This window comes from Enterobacter sp. ECC_219_Taxon_10 (assembly GCF_058354905.1).
Map to the genome: position 1 here is coordinate 2,782,299 of NZ_CM178005.1, position 15,964 is coordinate 2,798,262.

Below are 15,964 nucleotides of genomic sequence, written 5' to 3' on the forward strand. Positions count from 1 at the left end.
TAAAGAACAGGAGTCAACATGCAGAAGATTGTGATCGTCGCCAACGGTGCGGCCTACGGCAGCGAATCCCTTTTCAACAGCCTGCGCCTGGCGATCGCGCTACGCGAAAAAGAGAGCGACCTGGCGTTACGGCTTTTTTTAATGTCGGACGCCGTCACCGCCGGGCTGAAGGGGCAAAAACCGGCAGAGGGCTATAACATTCAGCAGATGCTGGAGATCCTGACCGCGCAAAATGTACCGGTGAAACTGTGCAAGACCTGCACCGACGGGCGAGGTATTACCGGGTTGCCGCTGATCGATGGCGTGGAAATCGGTACGCTGGTGGAACTGGCCGAATGGACGCTGACCGCGGATAAAGTATTAACTTTTTAATAATAAACCCGTAAAAATATTATTTTCTTATGGACGCGGTTTCAGCATCAAGTTTACCTGCGGGGTTGCCGATAGGCATGGAAACAACACAGCAGGTATTTCACTTATGTTCAGATCCATTCGCGCACGCATTATCGCCGCGACGACAGGCTGCCTTGTCGTCGCCCTTCTTCTCAATACCGTTATTAACTTCCAGGTGACGCGCCAGGATAACCAGCAGTCCCAGCGCGATATTCTGACCAGCACCAGCGCCAGCCACAACATGGCGATTGCCGACTGGGTCAAAAGCAAAATGACGGTGATTGCCTCCGCGCAGAGCATCGCGCTGGCTGACGATCCCGTTCCGGTATTTAAGCAGCTTGCCCAGGCTGGCGGCTTCACCAACGTCTACGTGGGCTACGCCAGCAAGACGGCGAAATTCTCCGACCCGGCGGGCGTCCCGGCGGATTATGACCCGACCATACGCCCCTGGTACCAGCAGGTGGTGAGCACGGACGGCCCGGTTGTGACGGCGCCCTACGTTGATGCCGGGACCGGGAAGCTGGTGGTGACATTTGCCGTGCCGGTGAAGGAGAATGGCGCTCTGAAAGCGGTGGTGGCGGGCGATGTCGCCATGGATAGCGTGGTGGCGAACGTGCGCGGTATCCACCCCACGCCTGCCAGCAGCGGGTTACTCCTGAACACCGACGGCACGGTGATTGCCGCCAACGAGCCGGCCCTGACGCTGAAGCCGTTTGCCGAGACGATCAAAGGCATCGACCTTGCAGCGCTGAAAAGTGGTAACCCGGTCGACGGAACGCTGAATGACGAGGAAAAAACCTTTATCGCCTCAGCCGTGCCGGGCACGAACTGGCTGCTGGTCGTCGCCCTCGACAGCAGCGACGCCACCTCCGGCATGCGTTCCCTGCTGAAAGCGTCGGCGATTTCGCTGGTGATCCTGGCACTCCTGAGCGGCGCTATTGTTCACGTCCTGATTGCACGCCTGCTTAAGCGCCTGTCCGACATTCGCGACGCGATGCACAGCATTGCCAACGGCACCAACGATCTTTCCCAGCGCCTGCCGGACAGCGGCGATGACGAAGTGGCGCAAATTGCGCAGGCGTTTAACGCCTTCAGCGATAAGCTCTCGGTGGTGATGGTCCAGCTTCGCGACGCCAGCGCCTCGGTGAAAAACGCCGCGCAGGAGATTGCGGCAGGCAACCAGGATCTCTCCGGACGTACCGAGCAGGCCGCGTCCAGCCTTCGCGAAACCGCCAGCGCCGTGGAAGAGATAACCGCCTCCGTCACCCAGTCGAATGAATCGGCAGCAGAAGCCAACGACCAGGCAAGCCGGGCCTCTGCGGCCGCAGCGCGCGGCGGTGAAGTGGTCTCGCAGGCCATCAGCACCATGCAGTCCATCGAAGTGGCTTCTGCAAAAATTGGCGATATCACCAGTGTGATCGACGGCATCGCCTTCCAGACCAACATTCTGGCGCTGAACGCCTCCGTCGAGGCGGCGCGTGCCGGTGAGCAGGGGCGCGGGTTCGCTGTGGTGGCCGGCGAAGTGCGGAACCTCGCCAGCCGCAGCGCCCAGGCGGCGAAAGAGATCAAATCGCTTATCGACTCTACCACCGACAGCGTGGCCACCGGCTCGCGCTACGTGCATCTGGCCGGGGAAAGCATGGATGAGATCCGATCCAGCATCGGCAGCGTCTCCGGCATCATGCGCGAAATATCTATTGCGACCAGCGAACAGATGAAAGGCATTCACGAGATCAACCACGCGGTAACCCATCTCGACCGGATGGTGCAGCAGAACGCCGAGCTGGTGGTGCAGTCCGCCGCGGCCGCCAGCGCATTGCAAAGCCAGGCGGGCGACCTTGCTGAAACTGCCGGCCATTTCCGCATTTAATTTTATTTCCGCGCGGGTTTACCGGGTAAAACCCGCGCCAGCTGAATGCTTTCAGGCATTTTGTCATTTTTGTTTAAACGTTATGCCATTTTTTGATCAAAATCAGCATCCCTCGCCTCCCTCTTTGGTGTTATGCAATGAGTATTTTGTGAACAATATCACGCTCGGGATGGGCAAAATCGACGGGGTAAATAAATGGCACTGGTGAAAACAAGTTTGAAACTCTTTGGCGGGGATACGGTGGTGGTGCGTTGCTCAGAGCGCTGTCGTATTCATCTGATGAGTGCGAAAGCACAGAAGCAGTCCCAGGCGGATATTCTGACCGTTCAGGATGATAAGGCCTGGCTAACCGTGCCGTATACCGGCACGTGGGATGTTCTGATCGACAGCCACAGCCAGTCGCTGGAACATTCGGTCAGTTACGTGGCAGCGTAATTTAAACGCCCGGCGAGCCGGGCGTATTCTCAGGCAAAACCCGGTCGCAGCGTGCTGCTGAGCGGGTTCCCTTCCAGCAACGCCTTCACCTTTACCACCAGCTCATTCAGACAATCGTCCTGCATGCCGAGGCGGGTCAGCTCCTGATCGAGGGAGAAGAGATACTGCGCGTTGGTGCCGAGCGGCCCGCTGGCGGCGGCAATTAACGGGGCAATCACCTGCGTGCGGGTGTCCGCTTCATACAGCGGATGGCGCGGATCCATAATAAACACCAGCGCGTTTACGGTGCGTCCGTCGTCAAGCTCCAGCTTGCACCAGCTCGGCATATAGCAGCCGGTGATCATCTCGCGCTTCCAGAGCAGCGTCAGCTCCTCTTCGAGCGTGGCATCCGGCAGGCGATACGCCACGCCCGTGGTGCGCCCGCCCTCTTTCAGTGCAAGCATGCGCCCTGGCTGACAGGCGCTGCCGCGTCCGGCCGTCAGGCGCAGGCAAAATGCGCGGTGCCAGCCGGGCAACGTACCCGTTGCCGATTCAACAAATTCGAGAGCCGGGTTCCACATCAGTGAACCGTAGCCAAAAATCCATACCGGGCCATCATCCGGGCGGCAGGCAAGCGTGGCAGCGAGCGACGCCGCACGTTGTTCAGCTGACCAGAGAAGCGATTCCTCAATAGCACCAAATGCCGTCTTACAATCTGCCTTCATTAAGAAATCACGCGTTAACACTTTACACCTCCGCCACTGCATGCTTCCTTGCGACATCTGTAATTCGCCTTCCCGACATTCTGTGCTGGTCATTTTGCCAGCAGTCAAATAACGATAAGCAATTAGCGGACCAGTTGCAATACAACGGAAGTTTAACCGCCTGAAAAGTCAAAATGAAGGCAGCGAATAATTTCACGGCTATTTCTTTTTATGCCATTTATCATCGTCTCCTTTCTCATAGTCATGTTTTACTGCGGCCCAGGCGACTTTGTGCGCCGTCTCTTCCCGGCTGGCATCATCCCGCCGATCGTCCTTATCTTTGTACTGATCCCATGCGCTGTTAAACGCTTCTTTATAGATATCCTGTGCGTGTTCGGGCAGGACGTTTTTCACGTTATCGGGTAATTCCCGTTTCGTTTTATATGGCATCACTAACCTCTCTTTTGGCTAAAGAGTAATTGTGGACGACGATACGCCATGGTGCCACCCGGCAATAGATACTGATTAAACTAAATTCATAATCCATTGTTATTTAATTACTATTTAAATTAAATATCTTATTACAGGCATCAAGCATGAAAACTATGGCAAAGGGTAAAATTAAGTAAAAAATAAAGGGTGTTTAACAGATTTCTGTTAGTTTAATGCCCTCAAAATCTATCTATAATTACAAGCACCTGCATTGATGGAGAAGCACATGACAGCAACACACGAGGCGGTAAAGACCCGCCACAAGGAGACGTCACTCATTTTCCCGGTTCTGGCACTGGCTGTGCTGCTCTTCTGGGGAAGCAGTCAGTCACTGCCAGTGGTGGTTGGTATCAATATTCTTGCTCTGGTCGGCATCTTAACCAGCGCATTTAGCGTCGTTCGCCATGCGGACGTCCTGGCCCACCGTCTGGGCGAGCCGTACGGCTCGTTAATTCTCAGCCTTTCTGTCGTTATTCTCGAAGTCAGCCTGATTTCCGCGCTCATGGCGACCGGCGATGCCGCCCCAACGCTGATGCGCGACACGCTCTACTCCATCATTATGATTGTGACGGGCGGCCTGGTGGGCTTTTCCCTTCTGCTGGGCGGAGGCAAATTTGCGACCCAGTATATGAACCTGTTCGGTATTAAACAGTATCTGATTGCCCTCTTCCCGCTGGCCATTATCGTGCTGGTCTTTCCGATGGCGCTGCCGGGCGCGAATTTTTCTACCGGTCAGGCACTGCTGGTCGCGCTGATTTCCGCCGCCATGTACGGCGTGTTTCTGTTGATTCAAACCAAAACGCACCAGAGCCTGTTTGTGTACGAGCATGAAGATGACGGCGACGATGATGACCCGCACCACGGTAAGCCGTCGGCCCACAGCAGCGCGTGGCATACGGTTTGGCTGATCGTGCATCTGATCGCGGTTATCGCGGTCACCAAGATGAACGCCAACCCGCTGGAGACGCTGTTAACCGAGCTGAACGCCCCGGTGGCCTTTACCGGTTTCCTGGTGGCGCTGCTGATCCTGTCTCCTGAGGGGCTGGGCGCACTCAAGGCGGTGCTGAACAATCAGGTGCAGCGCGCAATGAACCTGTTCTTCGGCTCCGTGCTGGCCACCATTTCCCTCACCGTACCGGTGGTGACGCTGATTGCCTTTATGACGGGTAACGATCTGCAGTTTGCGCTGGGCGCGCCGGAGATGATTGTGATGGTGGCCTCGCTGCTGCTGTGCCAGATTTCATTCTCCACTGGCCGCACCAATGTGCTGAACGGCGCTGCGCATATGGCGCTGTTTGTAGCGTATTTGATGACGATTTTTGCGTAGCCTTTTTGCCCAGCGGCGCTTCGCTTGCAGGGCCTACGGGTTTTGTAGGCCGGGTAAGCGCAGCGCCACCCGGCAATATGCCCCATAAAAAAACCCGCCGAAGCGGGTTTTTTTATTAGTTGCTGGTATCCAGCTCGTCGAAGCTCTTCACCAGATCGTCAATCGCCTTGATCTGCTTCAGGAATGGCTCCAGCTTATCCAACGGCAGCGCGGAAGGACCATCGCATTTCGCGTTAGCCGGATCCGGGTGCGCTTCAATGAACAGACCCGCCAGGCCGGTCGCCATACCGGCACGCGCCAGCTCGGTCACCTGGGCACGACGACCGCCGGACGCGGCGCCAAACGGGTCGCGGCACTGCAGCGCGTGGGTCACGTCGAAGATCACCGGGGACTGGTTAGAGACGTTTTTCATCACGCTGAAGCCCAGCATGTCCACAACCAGGTTGTCGTAACCGAAGTTAGCGCCACGATCGCACAGAATAATTTTGTCGTTACCGCCTTCGATAAACTTATCAACGATATTGCCCATCTGGCCTGGGCTCACAAACTGCGGTTTTTTCACGTTGATCACGGCACCGGTTTTCGCCATTGCGGCAACCAGATCGGTCTGGCGAGCCAGGAACGCCGGAAGCTGAATCACGTCTACCACGTCTGCCACAGGCTGCGCCTGCCAGGACTCATGCACGTCGGTGATCACTTTCACGCCAAACGTCTGCTTCAGCTCCTGGAAAATTTTCATCCCCTCTTCCAGGCCCGGGCCGCGGTAAGAGTTGATGGAGGAGCGGTTGGCTTTGTCAAAAGAGGCTTTAAACACGTACGGAATGCCCAGCTTCTGGGTCACGGTCACGTAGTGCTCGCAGATACGCATGGCGAGATCGCGGGATTCCAGCACGTTCATACCGCCAAACAGCACGAACGGCAGGTCGTTTGCCACGTTGATATCACCAATGCTAACCACTTTTTGTTTCATAGGATCGCCTTATTCAGGTGTGAATCGGAATTAAGATTAATGCAGTGTAATTTGTTTGTGCGAGATCGCGTTGATCTGCGCGCGAATCATTTCGCTAATCGGATCTTCCGGGCACTGCTCGACGAAATAGCTCAGATCGTTCAGCGCCACGTGCTCGCAGTCGAGCTGGGCATAGATAAGCCCGCGGTCGCGTATCTCGTACGGATCTTCCGGATTAAACTGCAGCAGCACTTCGCTGGCACGCAAGGCCAGCTCCATCTGACGCTCTTCCATCAACGCTGACTTCAGCGTATCCAGCAGCTTGCGGATGACTTCGGCGTTGTCGGCTTCGTCGAGATCTTCGTTAAAGAGCTCGGCCACCGGGCTGATGTTGCCCTTCAGCCAGACGTCCAGCGTATGCTCATCCAGCGTGTCGCCATTAAACGGATTAATGAGCCACATCTCACCGTCCAGCCACTCCGCACGCAGGATCATCTGCGTCGGAAAAATGACCGGCACCAGCGGAATATCCAGCCGGTGCGCAACCCACAGCAAAATAGAGCCCAGCGCAACAGCGCTGCCCTGACGATTTTTTAAGACCTGGTCCAGCCATAATGCGTCAGACAGGCGATACACGCCACGCGTGTCGCAGAAACCCCATTCGCCGTAGAAAAGTTCCAGAAGCTTCTCTAATTGCCAGTCCTGCGGGCGCGCCTGATTGATCTCTTCACGCGCCAGGCTGACCAGATTCTCCAGCTCATCGTAGACGTACTGCGACGTAAAATCGTCGCGTATCATCTCCGAAATCAGGATCATGCCATCGCAAAGCGGCACTTTATTAAATTCGAAATCGGCTAAGGACTTCATGACTTACCCCAGTTACGACTGAGCGAACAAGGACGCTCAGGCGCGATAAAACTCAAAACGATGTAGATGATAACGCCAAACTGCCTTTCAGTCAGCCTTACGCCTTTATCAGTAAATGGCAGATACCCGGCATTCAAGCCCACTGCCCCAGCGTCAGGCGTTCGTTGCCGCCGTAGTCGCGGCAGGTTTCGACTGCGGCGTAGCCTGCTTGCGTAAACAGTGACCGCACGGCTTCTCCCTGCGTCCAGCCATGCTCCACGAGCAGCCAGCCGCCAGGAAGTAAATGTTTCCGTGACATTGTCACAATGTGATCAAGATCGGCTAATCCCGCGTTGGCGGCAACGAGCGCCGTCAGCGGTTCGAAGCGAACATCTCCCTGCGCAAGGTGTGGGTCATGTTCGTCGATGTAAGGAGGATTGCTGACAATCATCGCAAATGAGCGATTCTCCAGCGCGGCAAACCAGCTGCTTTGCAGCACCGTCACGTTGCGGAGACCGAGACGTTCCACGTTACGCTGCGCCAGTGCCACCGCGTCGGGCATCACATCCACCGCCGTCACATCGCAATCGGGGCGCTCGCTGGCGAGCGCCAGCGCGATAGCACCTGTTCCCGTCCCGAGATCGAGAATGCTGCAGGGAGCTGTTGGTAAACGCGCCAGCGCCTGCTCCACCAGACATTCAGTGTCCGGACGCGGGATCAGCGTTGCCGCCGAGACGTAAAGCGGTAGCGACCAGAACTCGCGCTCACCGACCAGGTGCGCCACCGGCTCGCCCGTTTTACGGCGGGCAAGCAGCGCGGCGAGCCGTACTTCCTGCTCAGCGGTCAGCAGCGTCTCACCGAATGCCAGCAGGTACGGGCGGGCTTTACCCGTCACATGCTCAAGCAAAATTTCGGCATCACGCTTCGGGCTTTCGCTTTCTGAAAGCTCACCGGCCGCCTCGCGTAACCAGCGCTGAAAATCCATTATTCCTGCTCGGACAGCGCCGCCAGCTGGTCGGCCTGGTATTCCTGCACGATAGGCTCAATCAGCATATCCAGCTTCCCTTCCATCACCTCGTCCAGACGGTACAGGGTCAGGTTGATGCGGTGGTCGGTCACGCGGCCCTGCGGGAAGTTGTAGGTGCGGTTACGGTCGCTGCGATCGCCGCTGCCCAGCAGGTTACGACGCGTAGAGGCTTCCGCCTGCTGACGCTTCGCCATTTCAGCCGCGTGGATGCGCGCACCCAGCACGGACAACGCTTTGGCTTTGTTTTTGTGCTGCGAACGTTCGTCCTGGCACTCCACCACGATGCCGGTCGGCAGGTGGGTAATACGGATGGCGGAATCGGTGGTGTTAACGTGTTGTCCACCCGCGCCGGAGGAACGGAAGGTGTCGATGCGCAGATCCGCCGGGTTGATGTCCGGCAGTTCCGCTTCCGGCAGCTCCGGCATCACCGCCACCGTACAGGCGGAGGTGTGAATGCGGCCCTGAGATTCCGTGGCCGGCACGCGCTGCACGCGGTGACCGCCGGATTCAAACTTCAGACGGCCGTACACGCCGTCGCCGCTGATCTTAGCGATAACCTCTTTGTAGCCACCGTGTTCGCCTTCGTTGGCGCTCATGATCTCGACGCGCCAGCGGCGCGATTCGGCGTAGCGGCTGTACATGCGGAACAGATCCCCGGCAAACAGCGCCGCTTCGTCACCGCCGGTACCGGCGCGCACTTCCACAAACGCGTTACGCTCGTCGTCCGGATCTTTCGGCAGCAGCAGCACCTGAAGCTGCTGCTCCATCTCTTCGGAACGCGCTTTTGCATCCTGCAGCTCTTCCTGCGCCATCTCGCGCATCTCAGGATCGTCGAGCATCATCTGCGCGGTTTCAATATCTTCCTGAACCTGTCGCCAGTCGGTAAAGCATTTAGACACATCACTCAACTGCGCATATTCACGCGAAAGCGCGCGAAAACGTTCCTGGTCCGCGATGGTCCCGGCATCGCCGAGCAGCGCCTGTACTTCTTCATGGCGCTCGTGCAGAGCTTCCAGTTTAGCGACGATAGAAGGCTTCATAGGCGTAAGTGCACCTTGTCTTAGAAAATGGGTATAGGGCGCTATTCCAGCCCGAGGCTGTTGCGCAGAATAGTCAGGCGTTCATCATCCCCGTCACGGGCAGCCTGTTGAAGAGATTTGGTTGGGGCATGGATCAGGCGGTTGGTCAGCTTCCACGCCAGATCCTGCATAATCGCCTGCGCGTCGCCGCCCTGTTCCAGGGCCGCTAACGCTTTGGCAGTCAGGTCATCACGCACCTGCTCCGCCTGCCCGCGGTACTCGCGGATGGTCTCGCTGACGCTTTGCGCGCGCAGCCAGGCCATAAACTCGCTGGTTTCCTGCTCAACGATAGTTTCCGCCTGCACCGCCGCCGCTTTACGCTGGGCGAGGTTGTGCGAAATGATGCTTTGCAGGTCATCCACGCTGTAGAGGTAGGCGTTCGCCAGCTTGCCGACTTCTGGCTCAACATCGCGCGGAACGGCGATATCCACCAGCAGCATAGGCTGATTACGACGCGACTTCAGCGCGCGCTCTACCATCCCTTTACCGATGATCGGCAGCGGGCTGGCGGTAGAGCTGATAATAATGTCCGCCTCCTTCAGGCGTTCATTGATGTCGCTCAGCGCAACCACCTCTGCACCCACTTCATCCGCCAGCACCTGCGCACGTTCGCGGGTTCGGTTCGCGATAATCATCTTTTTCACTTTATGCTCGCGCAGATGGCGCGCCACAAGCTCGATGGTTTCGCCCGCGCCTACCAGCATCACGGTGACGGTGGAAAGGGATTCGAAGATTTGGCGTGCAAGGGTACAGGCCGCGAAAGCAACAGAAACCGCACTGGCACCAATGTCGGTTTCGGTTCGCACACGCTTCGCCACGGAGAAGGACTTCTGGAACATGCGCTCCAGCTCGCTGGCCTTCAGATGCCCTTTTTGCGAATCCGCAAACGCTTTTTTCACCTGCCCCAGAATCTGCGGCTCACCGAGCACCAGCGAATCCAGCCCGCTGGCGACGCGCATCAGATGGCTGACCGCATCATTATCCTGATGCCAGTACAGGCTGTTACGCAGTTCGTCTTCGTTAAGATTGTGGTAGTCGCATAGCCAGCGGATCAGCGCGTCGTGCAGGTTATCCTGCTCTTCCACGCTTAAATACAGCTCGGTACGGTTGCACGTCGAGAGCACCACGCCACCCTGCACCATCGGCTGTGCAAGCAGGCTGTCCAGCGCCAGGTCAAGCGTATCCGGCGAAAACGTAACGCGTTCTCGCAGCGAAACCGGGGCCGTTTTGTGGTTGATGCCGAGTGCTAATAGGGTCATGTTGAGCGGGAGTAGTACCAGCGTTAATAAGGTTAGCAGGACGCATCATACAGGATGCGCGAGATCAATAAAAGAGACCGCCTCCTTTCGGAGTAATAGGTTACTCAACGCTTTGAGATAATTTGAACGTAGACGGTAGCACTGCGGGGCGCTAGCATTAACAGTTATAACTGCAACGTATCTCAAGGATTTGTCCTCATTATGACCCGACTGATTCGCCTGCTGCCGCTGGCGGCACTGGTTCTGACCGCCTGTACTGTCACCCAACCAAAAGGCCCGGGCAAAAGCCCTGATTCACCGCAGTGGCGTCAGCACCAGCAGGACGTCCTTAATTTGAAGCAGTACCAGACGCGGGGCGCCTTCGCCTATCTCTCTGACGAACAAAAGGTTTATGCCCGCTTCTTCTGGCAGCAAACGGGGCAGGACAACTATCGCCTGCTGCTGCTGAACCCACTGGGCAGCACCGAGCTGGAGCTTATCGCCAAACCGGGCGAAGCGCAGATCACCGATAACAAAGGCCAGCACTACACCGCGACCGATGCCGAAGAGATGATTGGCAAGCTGACCGGGATGCCTATTCCGCTGAACAGCCTACGCCAGTGGATCCTCGGCCTGCCGGGAGAAGCAACCGACTATACGCTTGACGACCAGTATCGTCTGAGCCAGGTCAACTACACCCAGAGCGGCAAAACCTGGAAAGTGGTGTACAGCGCCTATGACAGCAAGAGTAAACCGTCGCTGCCATCGAACATGGAGCTGACCCAGGGCAGCCAGCGCATCAAGCTGAAGATGGACAACTGGATCGTTAAATGATGACCCACTGGCCTTCTCCGGCGAAGCTGAACCTGTTTTTATACATCACCGGCCAGCGTGCTGACGGGTATCACACCCTGCAGACGCTGTTTCAGTTTATTGACTATGGCGACACGATCTCCATTGAACTGCGCCAGGACGGGCAGATTTGCCTGCTGACACCGGTCGACGGCGTGGCGCATGAAGACAACCTGATCGTGCGCGCCGCGCGTCTGCTGATGAACGCCGCCGCGGAATCAGGGCGTCTGCCGGCGGGAAGCGGTGCGGATATCCGCATCGATAAGCGTCTGCCGATGGGTGGCGGTCTCGGCGGGGGCTCATCCAACGCCGCCACCGTGCTGGTTGCGCTGAATCACCTCTGGGGCTGCGGGCTGGCGAAGGACGAACTGGCTGCTTTGGGCTTAACGCTGGGCGCAGATGTCCCGGTGTTTGTTCGCGGTCACGCGGCCTTTGCCGAGGGCGTGGGCGAGATCCTCTCCCCGGTCAACCCGCCGGAAAAATGGTATCTGGTTGCCCACCCCGGCGTGAGCATTCCGACCCCGGTCATCTTTAAAGATCCTGACCTGAAAAGAAATACCCCGGAACGGTCAATAGAAACGTTATTAAATTGTGAATTCAGCAACGATTGCGAGGATATCGCAAGAAAACGTTTTCGCGAGGTTGATGCGGTGCTTTCCTGGCTGTTAGAATACGCGCCGTCGCGCCTGACTGGTACAGGGGCCTGTGTCTTTGCTGAATTTGACACCGAATCCGCCGCTCGTCAGGTGCTTGAGCAAGCGCCGGATTGGCTGCATGGTTTCGTAGCGCGCGGGATGAACACTTCCCCGCTACAGCAGGCAATTCTGGCGCAGACTGAGTTTCGGTGACAACGTCACCCTGTTCCAGACGTTGCATCGCGCTCTTTAATACACCGCCTGGATAGCCTTTGCCTGGCCCGCACAGTTTACGGCGAACGCTATCCACCACTGGACGCATGCCTGAGGTTCTTCTCGTGCCTGATATGAAGCTTTTTGCTGGTAACGCCACCCCGGAACTAGCACAACGTATTGCCAACCGCCTGTACACTTCCCTCGGCGACGCCGCTGTAGGTCGCTTTAGCGACGGCGAAGTCAGCGTACAAATTAACGAAAATGTACGCGGTGGTGATATTTTCATCATCCAGTCCACCTGTGCTCCAACGAACGACAACCTGATGGAACTGGTTGTTATGGTCGACGCCCTGCGTCGCGCTTCAGCAGGCCGTATCACTGCTGTAATCCCTTACTTCGGCTATGCTCGTCAGGACCGTCGCGTCCGTTCCGCGCGTGTGCCAATTACCGCTAAAGTTGTCGCTGACTTCCTGTCCAGCGTCGGCGTTGACCGCGTACTGACCGTTGACCTGCACGCAGAGCAGATCCAGGGCTTCTTCGACGTCCCGGTTGATAACGTATTCGGCAGCCCAATCCTGCTGGAAGACATGCTGCAGCTGAACCTAGACAACCCAATCGTGGTTTCTCCGGACATCGGCGGCGTGGTACGTGCCCGTGCTATCGCTAAGCTGCTGAACGATACCGATATGGCGATCATCGACAAACGCCGTCCGCGCGCTAACGTTTCTCAGGTGATGCACATCATCGGTGACGTTGCTGGCCGCGACTGCGTGCTGGTTGACGACATGATCGATACCGGCGGCACGCTCTGTAAAGCCGCCGAAGCGCTGAAAGAGCGTGGTGCCAAGCGCGTATTTGCTTACGCGACTCACCCGATCTTCTCCGGTAACGCGGTGAACAACCTGCGCAACTCCGTCATTGACGAAGTTGTGGTATGCGATACCATCCCACTGAGCGACGAGATCAAGGCACTGCCAAACGTGCGTACCCTGACCCTGTCCGGGATGCTGGCCGAAGCGATTCGTCGTATCAGCAACGAAGAATCCATCTCTGCAATGTTCGAACACTAATCGAACACGGCCAAAAAACCCGCTGCGGCGGGTTTTTTTGTCTCTGGGTTTTATTTGTATGATTAATGCCTCCTTCACCTGCCATTCACATGACAGATGATGCGCATACGGATGATAGATAATTGTGAAAAACGTAGCCTCCTCACATGTTCTGCCCTTTCGCGCCCTCATCGACGCCTGCTGGAAAGAAAAGTACACCTCGTCACGTTTTGTCCGTGACCTGATTGCCGGGATCACTGTCGGCATTATTGCCATCCCGCTGGCGATGGCGCTGGCGATTGGCAGCGGCGTTGCGCCGCAGTACGGTCTGTACACCTCGGCCGTTGCCGGTATTGTTATTGCTCTGACGGGCGGCTCGCGCTTCAGCGTCTCCGGCCCGACCGCCGCCTTCGTGGTGATCCTCTACCCGGTTTCGCAACAGTTTGGTCTGGCAGGCCTGCTGGTTGCCACCCTGATGTCCGGCCTTTTTTTAATTCTGTTTGGCCTGGCCCGCTTTGGTCGGTTGATTGAGTACATCCCCCTTTCCGTCACGCTCGGGTTCACCTCGGGGATTGGGATCACCATCGGAACCATGCAGATCAAGGATTTCCTCGGCCTGCAGTTGCCCCACGTACCGGAGCACTACCTGCAAAAAGTGGGGGCGCTGTTTATGGCGCTGCCGACCGCCAACCTGGGCGACGCCGCCATCGGGATTGTGACGCTCGGGACGCTGATCGTCTGGCCTCGCCTCGGTATTCGCCTTCCGGGCCATCTGCCCGCGCTGCTGCTGGGCTGCGCGGTGATGGCCATCGTCAATATGTTCGGTGGCCATGTCGCGACTATCGGCTCGCAGTTCCACTATGTTCTGGCCGACGGCTCGCAGGGTAGCGGTATTCCGCAACTGTTACCTCAGCTGGTGTTGCCGTGGGACATGCCGGGCTCCACTTTCACACTGAGCAGGGATTCTCTGCGCGCATTGCTGCCCGCCGCGTTCTCGATGGCGATGCTGGGGGCGATTGAATCTCTGCTCTGCGCCGTCGTGCTCGACGGTATGACCGGTACCAAACACAAAGCCAACAGCGAACTGGTCGGTCAGGGGTTAGGCAACCTCATCGCACCGTTCTTTGGCGGTATTACCGCAACGGCAGCCATCGCCCGTTCTGCGGCAAACGTGCGCGCGGGGGCGACCTCCCCCGTTTCGGCGGTTATCCACTCCGTGCTGGTGATCCTCGCCCTGCTGATCCTCGCCCCGCTGCTCTCCTGGCTGCCGCTTTCCGCCATGGCCGCCCTTCTGCTGATGGTGGCCTGGAATATGAGTGAGGCGCACAAGGTGGTTAACCTGCTGCGTCGCGCGCCGAAAGACGACATCATCGTGATGCTGATCTGCATGTCGCTGACCGTGCTGTTTGATATGGTTATCGCCATCAGCGTCGGGATCGTACTCGCTTCCCTGCTGTTTATGCGCCGCATCGCGCAGATGACGCGCCTTTCCCCGGTTAACGTAGAGGTGCCTGACGATGTGCTGGTGCTGCGCGTGATTGGCCCGCTGTTCTTCGCCGCGGCGGAAGGTCTGTTCAGCGATCTGGAGTCCCGCATCATGGGCAAACGGGTTGTGGTGCTAAAATGGGATGCCGTACCGGTGCTGGATGCTGGCGGCCTGGATGCCTTCCAGCGCTTTGTGAAACGTCTGCCGGAAGGCTGCGAGCTGCGGGTGAGTAACCTCGAATTCCAGCCCCTGCGCACCATGGCGCGCGCGGGCGTGCAGCCAATCCCTGGCCGCTTATCCTTCTACCCTAACCGGGAAGCCGCGTTAGCGGATCTGTGAGTTACCCGATGCAGAGAAACGTCTCTGCATCATCACCCCGATCGCCTGCTGGAGCCATGCAAGCACGGCAGGCGTCATCCACGTCCCTTTCATCAGATGCGGTTCCTGCTGCATGGCAGCGCGAAACTTTTGCTGGGTCTCCGGGTTCGTCCCTGCGTACGACTGGAATAACGTCAGCCAGTTTTCCGCCAGCTTTTGCGCCTCCTCCGCAGCAGGATCGAGATTTTCCCGCTGTGCCTGATGCAGCTTCGCCACCAGTGGTGGCCACTCCATCATGCGGTCAAAGTAGTGCGCCCGGGTAAAGGCCATCTCTTCGGCAGTGAGGTATTTCTCCCATATGCTGAGCTTAGATTCCGCAAACGCGCGCGTGATGTAATCGGTCATCTCCGGCGTGATGCCGGTCTGCTCGCGCATTTGAGGCTCCACGCTGTGCATCTCGTTCAGGCGGGTGAGAAACTCCGGCCTGCCCGCCGTGTCCTGCTCCAGGCGTTCCATCCAGCGGGTCGCCAGATCCATCGCCCGCGTGTCAGCAACGGGTATATCCTGTTCCAGCAGCGCGTTGGCCTCTGCCACCAGCCCTGACCAGATAGCCGACAGCGCGTCCTTCTGCACCGCAAACGGCAGCTGCTGTAACTCTTCTTTGCTAAACCAGCGATCGTACATATTCATCAACTCCAGAGTCTGTAGCCAGGATTCCAGATCCGGCGTCGCATCATCGGTAAGCCCGGTACGCAGCTCCACCAGCCGGTCTCGCAGCGTGTGTATGCTGCGCAGCTGTTTATCCAGCAGCGTGATTTGCGCATCGAGTAGCTCGGTTAACGACAGCGACTCCTTTTCCAGAAAGTCCCTGATTTCAGCAAGTTCCAGCCCCGCTTTTGCCAGCGCCTGGATCATGTGCAGTCGCTGCACATCCGCCAGGTTGTAAAGCCGGTAACCTGCCGCGCTTCTGGCAGAAGGCAGCAGCAGCCCTGTTTGCTCGTAGTGATGCAATGTCCGCACGGTGATACCGGCTCGTTTCGCCAGTTCACCCACCTGAATCAACATAACT

The 15,964-nt window shown here is 57.5% G+C and carries 16 protein-coding genes and 1 pseudogene; 8 read left to right on the top strand and 9 right to left on the bottom strand.

Annotation, left to right across the window (positions count from 1 at the left end; translation table 11 throughout):
* Positions 1 to 18: 18 nt before the first annotated feature.
* The 3 genes from AC4ICF_RS13275 (at position 19) to AC4ICF_RS13285 (ending at position 2,698) form a co-directional block, all read left to right on the top strand.
* Positions 19 to 372: a DsrE/DsrF/TusD sulfur relay family protein gene (locus tag AC4ICF_RS13275; protein ID WP_116339382.1), complete on the top strand. Its 354-nt coding sequence runs from the start codon at positions 19 to 21 to the stop codon at positions 370 to 372.
* A 106-nt stretch (positions 373 to 478) separates the two neighbouring features.
* The gene (locus tag AC4ICF_RS13280) at positions 479 to 2,263 is read left to right on the top strand and encodes a methyl-accepting chemotaxis protein (protein ID WP_316379645.1); all 1,785 of its coding nucleotides are present in this window, start codon (positions 479 to 481) and stop codon (positions 2,261 to 2,263) included.
* A 195-nt stretch (positions 2,264 to 2,458) separates the two neighbouring features.
* Positions 2,459 to 2,698 carry a DUF1883 domain-containing protein gene (locus tag AC4ICF_RS13285; protein ID WP_013096243.1) on the top strand — a complete coding sequence of 80 codons (240 nt, stop codon included), beginning with the start codon at positions 2,459 to 2,461 and terminating at the stop codon, positions 2,696 to 2,698.
* Between the two features lie 29 nt (positions 2,699 to 2,727).
* Here the strand turns inward: AC4ICF_RS13285 and AC4ICF_RS13290 are convergent, their stop codons facing one another.
* Entirely contained in the window at positions 2,728 to 3,423 is a 696-nt protein-coding gene (locus tag AC4ICF_RS13290; RefSeq protein WP_227441613.1) for a gamma-glutamylcyclotransferase, read from the bottom strand.
* Positions 3,424 to 3,600: 177 nt separating this feature from the next.
* Positions 3,601 to 3,831, bottom strand: a complete 231-nt coding sequence (gene chaB / locus AC4ICF_RS13295; RefSeq protein WP_014884191.1) for a putative cation transport regulator ChaB — start codon at positions 3,829 to 3,831, stop codon at positions 3,601 to 3,603.
* Positions 3,832 to 4,099: 268 nt separating this feature from the next.
* Here chaB and chaA point away from each other — a divergent pair, with 268 nt between their 5' ends.
* Positions 4,100 to 5,200, top strand: coding sequence for a sodium-potassium/proton antiporter ChaA (gene chaA, locus AC4ICF_RS13300; protein ID WP_316379643.1), 1,101 nt, complete (start codon positions 4,100 to 4,102; stop codon positions 5,198 to 5,200).
* A gap of 115 nt (positions 5,201 to 5,315) precedes the next feature.
* Here the strand turns inward: chaA and kdsA are convergent, their stop codons facing one another.
* The 6 genes and pseudogenes from kdsA to hemA form a co-directional block, all read right to left on the bottom strand.
* The gene (gene kdsA / locus AC4ICF_RS13305) at positions 5,316 to 6,170 is read right to left on the bottom strand and encodes a 3-deoxy-8-phosphooctulonate synthase (protein WP_116339376.1); all 855 of its coding nucleotides are present in this window, start codon (positions 6,168 to 6,170) and stop codon (positions 5,316 to 5,318) included.
* 36 nt (positions 6,171 to 6,206) lie between these two features.
* On the bottom strand, positions 6,207 to 7,016 hold the full coding sequence (gene sirB1 / locus AC4ICF_RS13310) for an invasion regulator SirB1 (RefSeq protein ID WP_008499515.1): 810 nt from the start codon (positions 7,014 to 7,016) through the stop codon (positions 6,207 to 6,209).
* A 41-nt stretch (positions 7,017 to 7,057) separates the two neighbouring features.
* Positions 7,058 to 7,141 (bottom strand): annotated as a pseudogene (locus tag AC4ICF_RS13315) (siroheme synthase); the annotation flags it as partial.
* Between the two features lie 8 nt (positions 7,142 to 7,149).
* Positions 7,150 to 7,980 carry a peptide chain release factor N(5)-glutamine methyltransferase gene (prmC, locus tag AC4ICF_RS13320; RefSeq protein WP_316379641.1) on the bottom strand — a complete coding sequence of 277 codons (831 nt, stop codon included), beginning with the start codon at positions 7,978 to 7,980 and terminating at the stop codon, positions 7,150 to 7,152.
* Positions 7,980 to 9,062 carry a peptide chain release factor 1 gene (prfA, locus tag AC4ICF_RS13325; RefSeq protein ID WP_021240360.1) on the bottom strand — a complete coding sequence of 361 codons (1,083 nt, stop codon included), beginning with the start codon at positions 9,060 to 9,062 and terminating at the stop codon, positions 7,980 to 7,982. Before prfA ends, prmC begins: the two co-directional genes overlap by 1 nt.
* Positions 9,063 to 9,103: 41 nt before the next feature.
* Positions 9,104 to 10,360 (bottom strand): glutamyl-tRNA reductase, encoded by a 1,257-nt coding sequence (hemA, locus tag AC4ICF_RS13330; protein WP_316379640.1) that lies wholly within the window; start codon positions 10,358 to 10,360, stop codon positions 9,104 to 9,106.
* A gap of 201 nt (positions 10,361 to 10,561) precedes the next feature.
* Between hemA and lolB the strand changes: the two genes are divergently transcribed.
* From lolB to dauA, 4 genes are all read left to right on the top strand, one after another.
* Positions 10,562 to 11,173, top strand: a complete 612-nt coding sequence (gene lolB / locus AC4ICF_RS13335) for a lipoprotein insertase outer membrane protein LolB (protein WP_316379639.1) — start codon at positions 10,562 to 10,564, stop codon at positions 11,171 to 11,173.
* The gene (ispE, locus tag AC4ICF_RS13340) at positions 11,170 to 12,039 is read left to right on the top strand and encodes a 4-(cytidine 5'-diphospho)-2-C-methyl-D-erythritol kinase (protein ID WP_316379637.1); all 870 of its coding nucleotides are present in this window, start codon (positions 11,170 to 11,172) and stop codon (positions 12,037 to 12,039) included. Before lolB ends, ispE begins: the two co-directional genes overlap by 4 nt.
* A 125-nt stretch (positions 12,040 to 12,164) precedes the next feature.
* Complete coding sequence (prs, locus tag AC4ICF_RS13345; protein WP_003856663.1) at positions 12,165 to 13,112, top strand: ribose-phosphate diphosphokinase; 948 nt, start codon at positions 12,165 to 12,167, stop codon at positions 13,110 to 13,112.
* A gap of 124 nt (positions 13,113 to 13,236) precedes the next feature.
* Positions 13,237 to 14,916 (top strand): C4-dicarboxylic acid transporter DauA, encoded by a 1,680-nt coding sequence (dauA, locus tag AC4ICF_RS13350; RefSeq protein ID WP_491466094.1) that lies wholly within the window; start codon positions 13,237 to 13,239, stop codon positions 14,914 to 14,916.
* Here the strand turns inward: dauA and AC4ICF_RS13355 are convergent.
* Positions 14,902 to 15,960, bottom strand: a complete 1,059-nt coding sequence (locus AC4ICF_RS13355; RefSeq protein ID WP_316379636.1) for a MerR family transcriptional regulator — start codon at positions 15,958 to 15,960, stop codon at positions 14,902 to 14,904. The two genes, dauA and AC4ICF_RS13355, sit on opposite strands and share 15 nt — an antisense overlap.
* Positions 15,961 to 15,964: the final 4 nt, after the last annotated feature.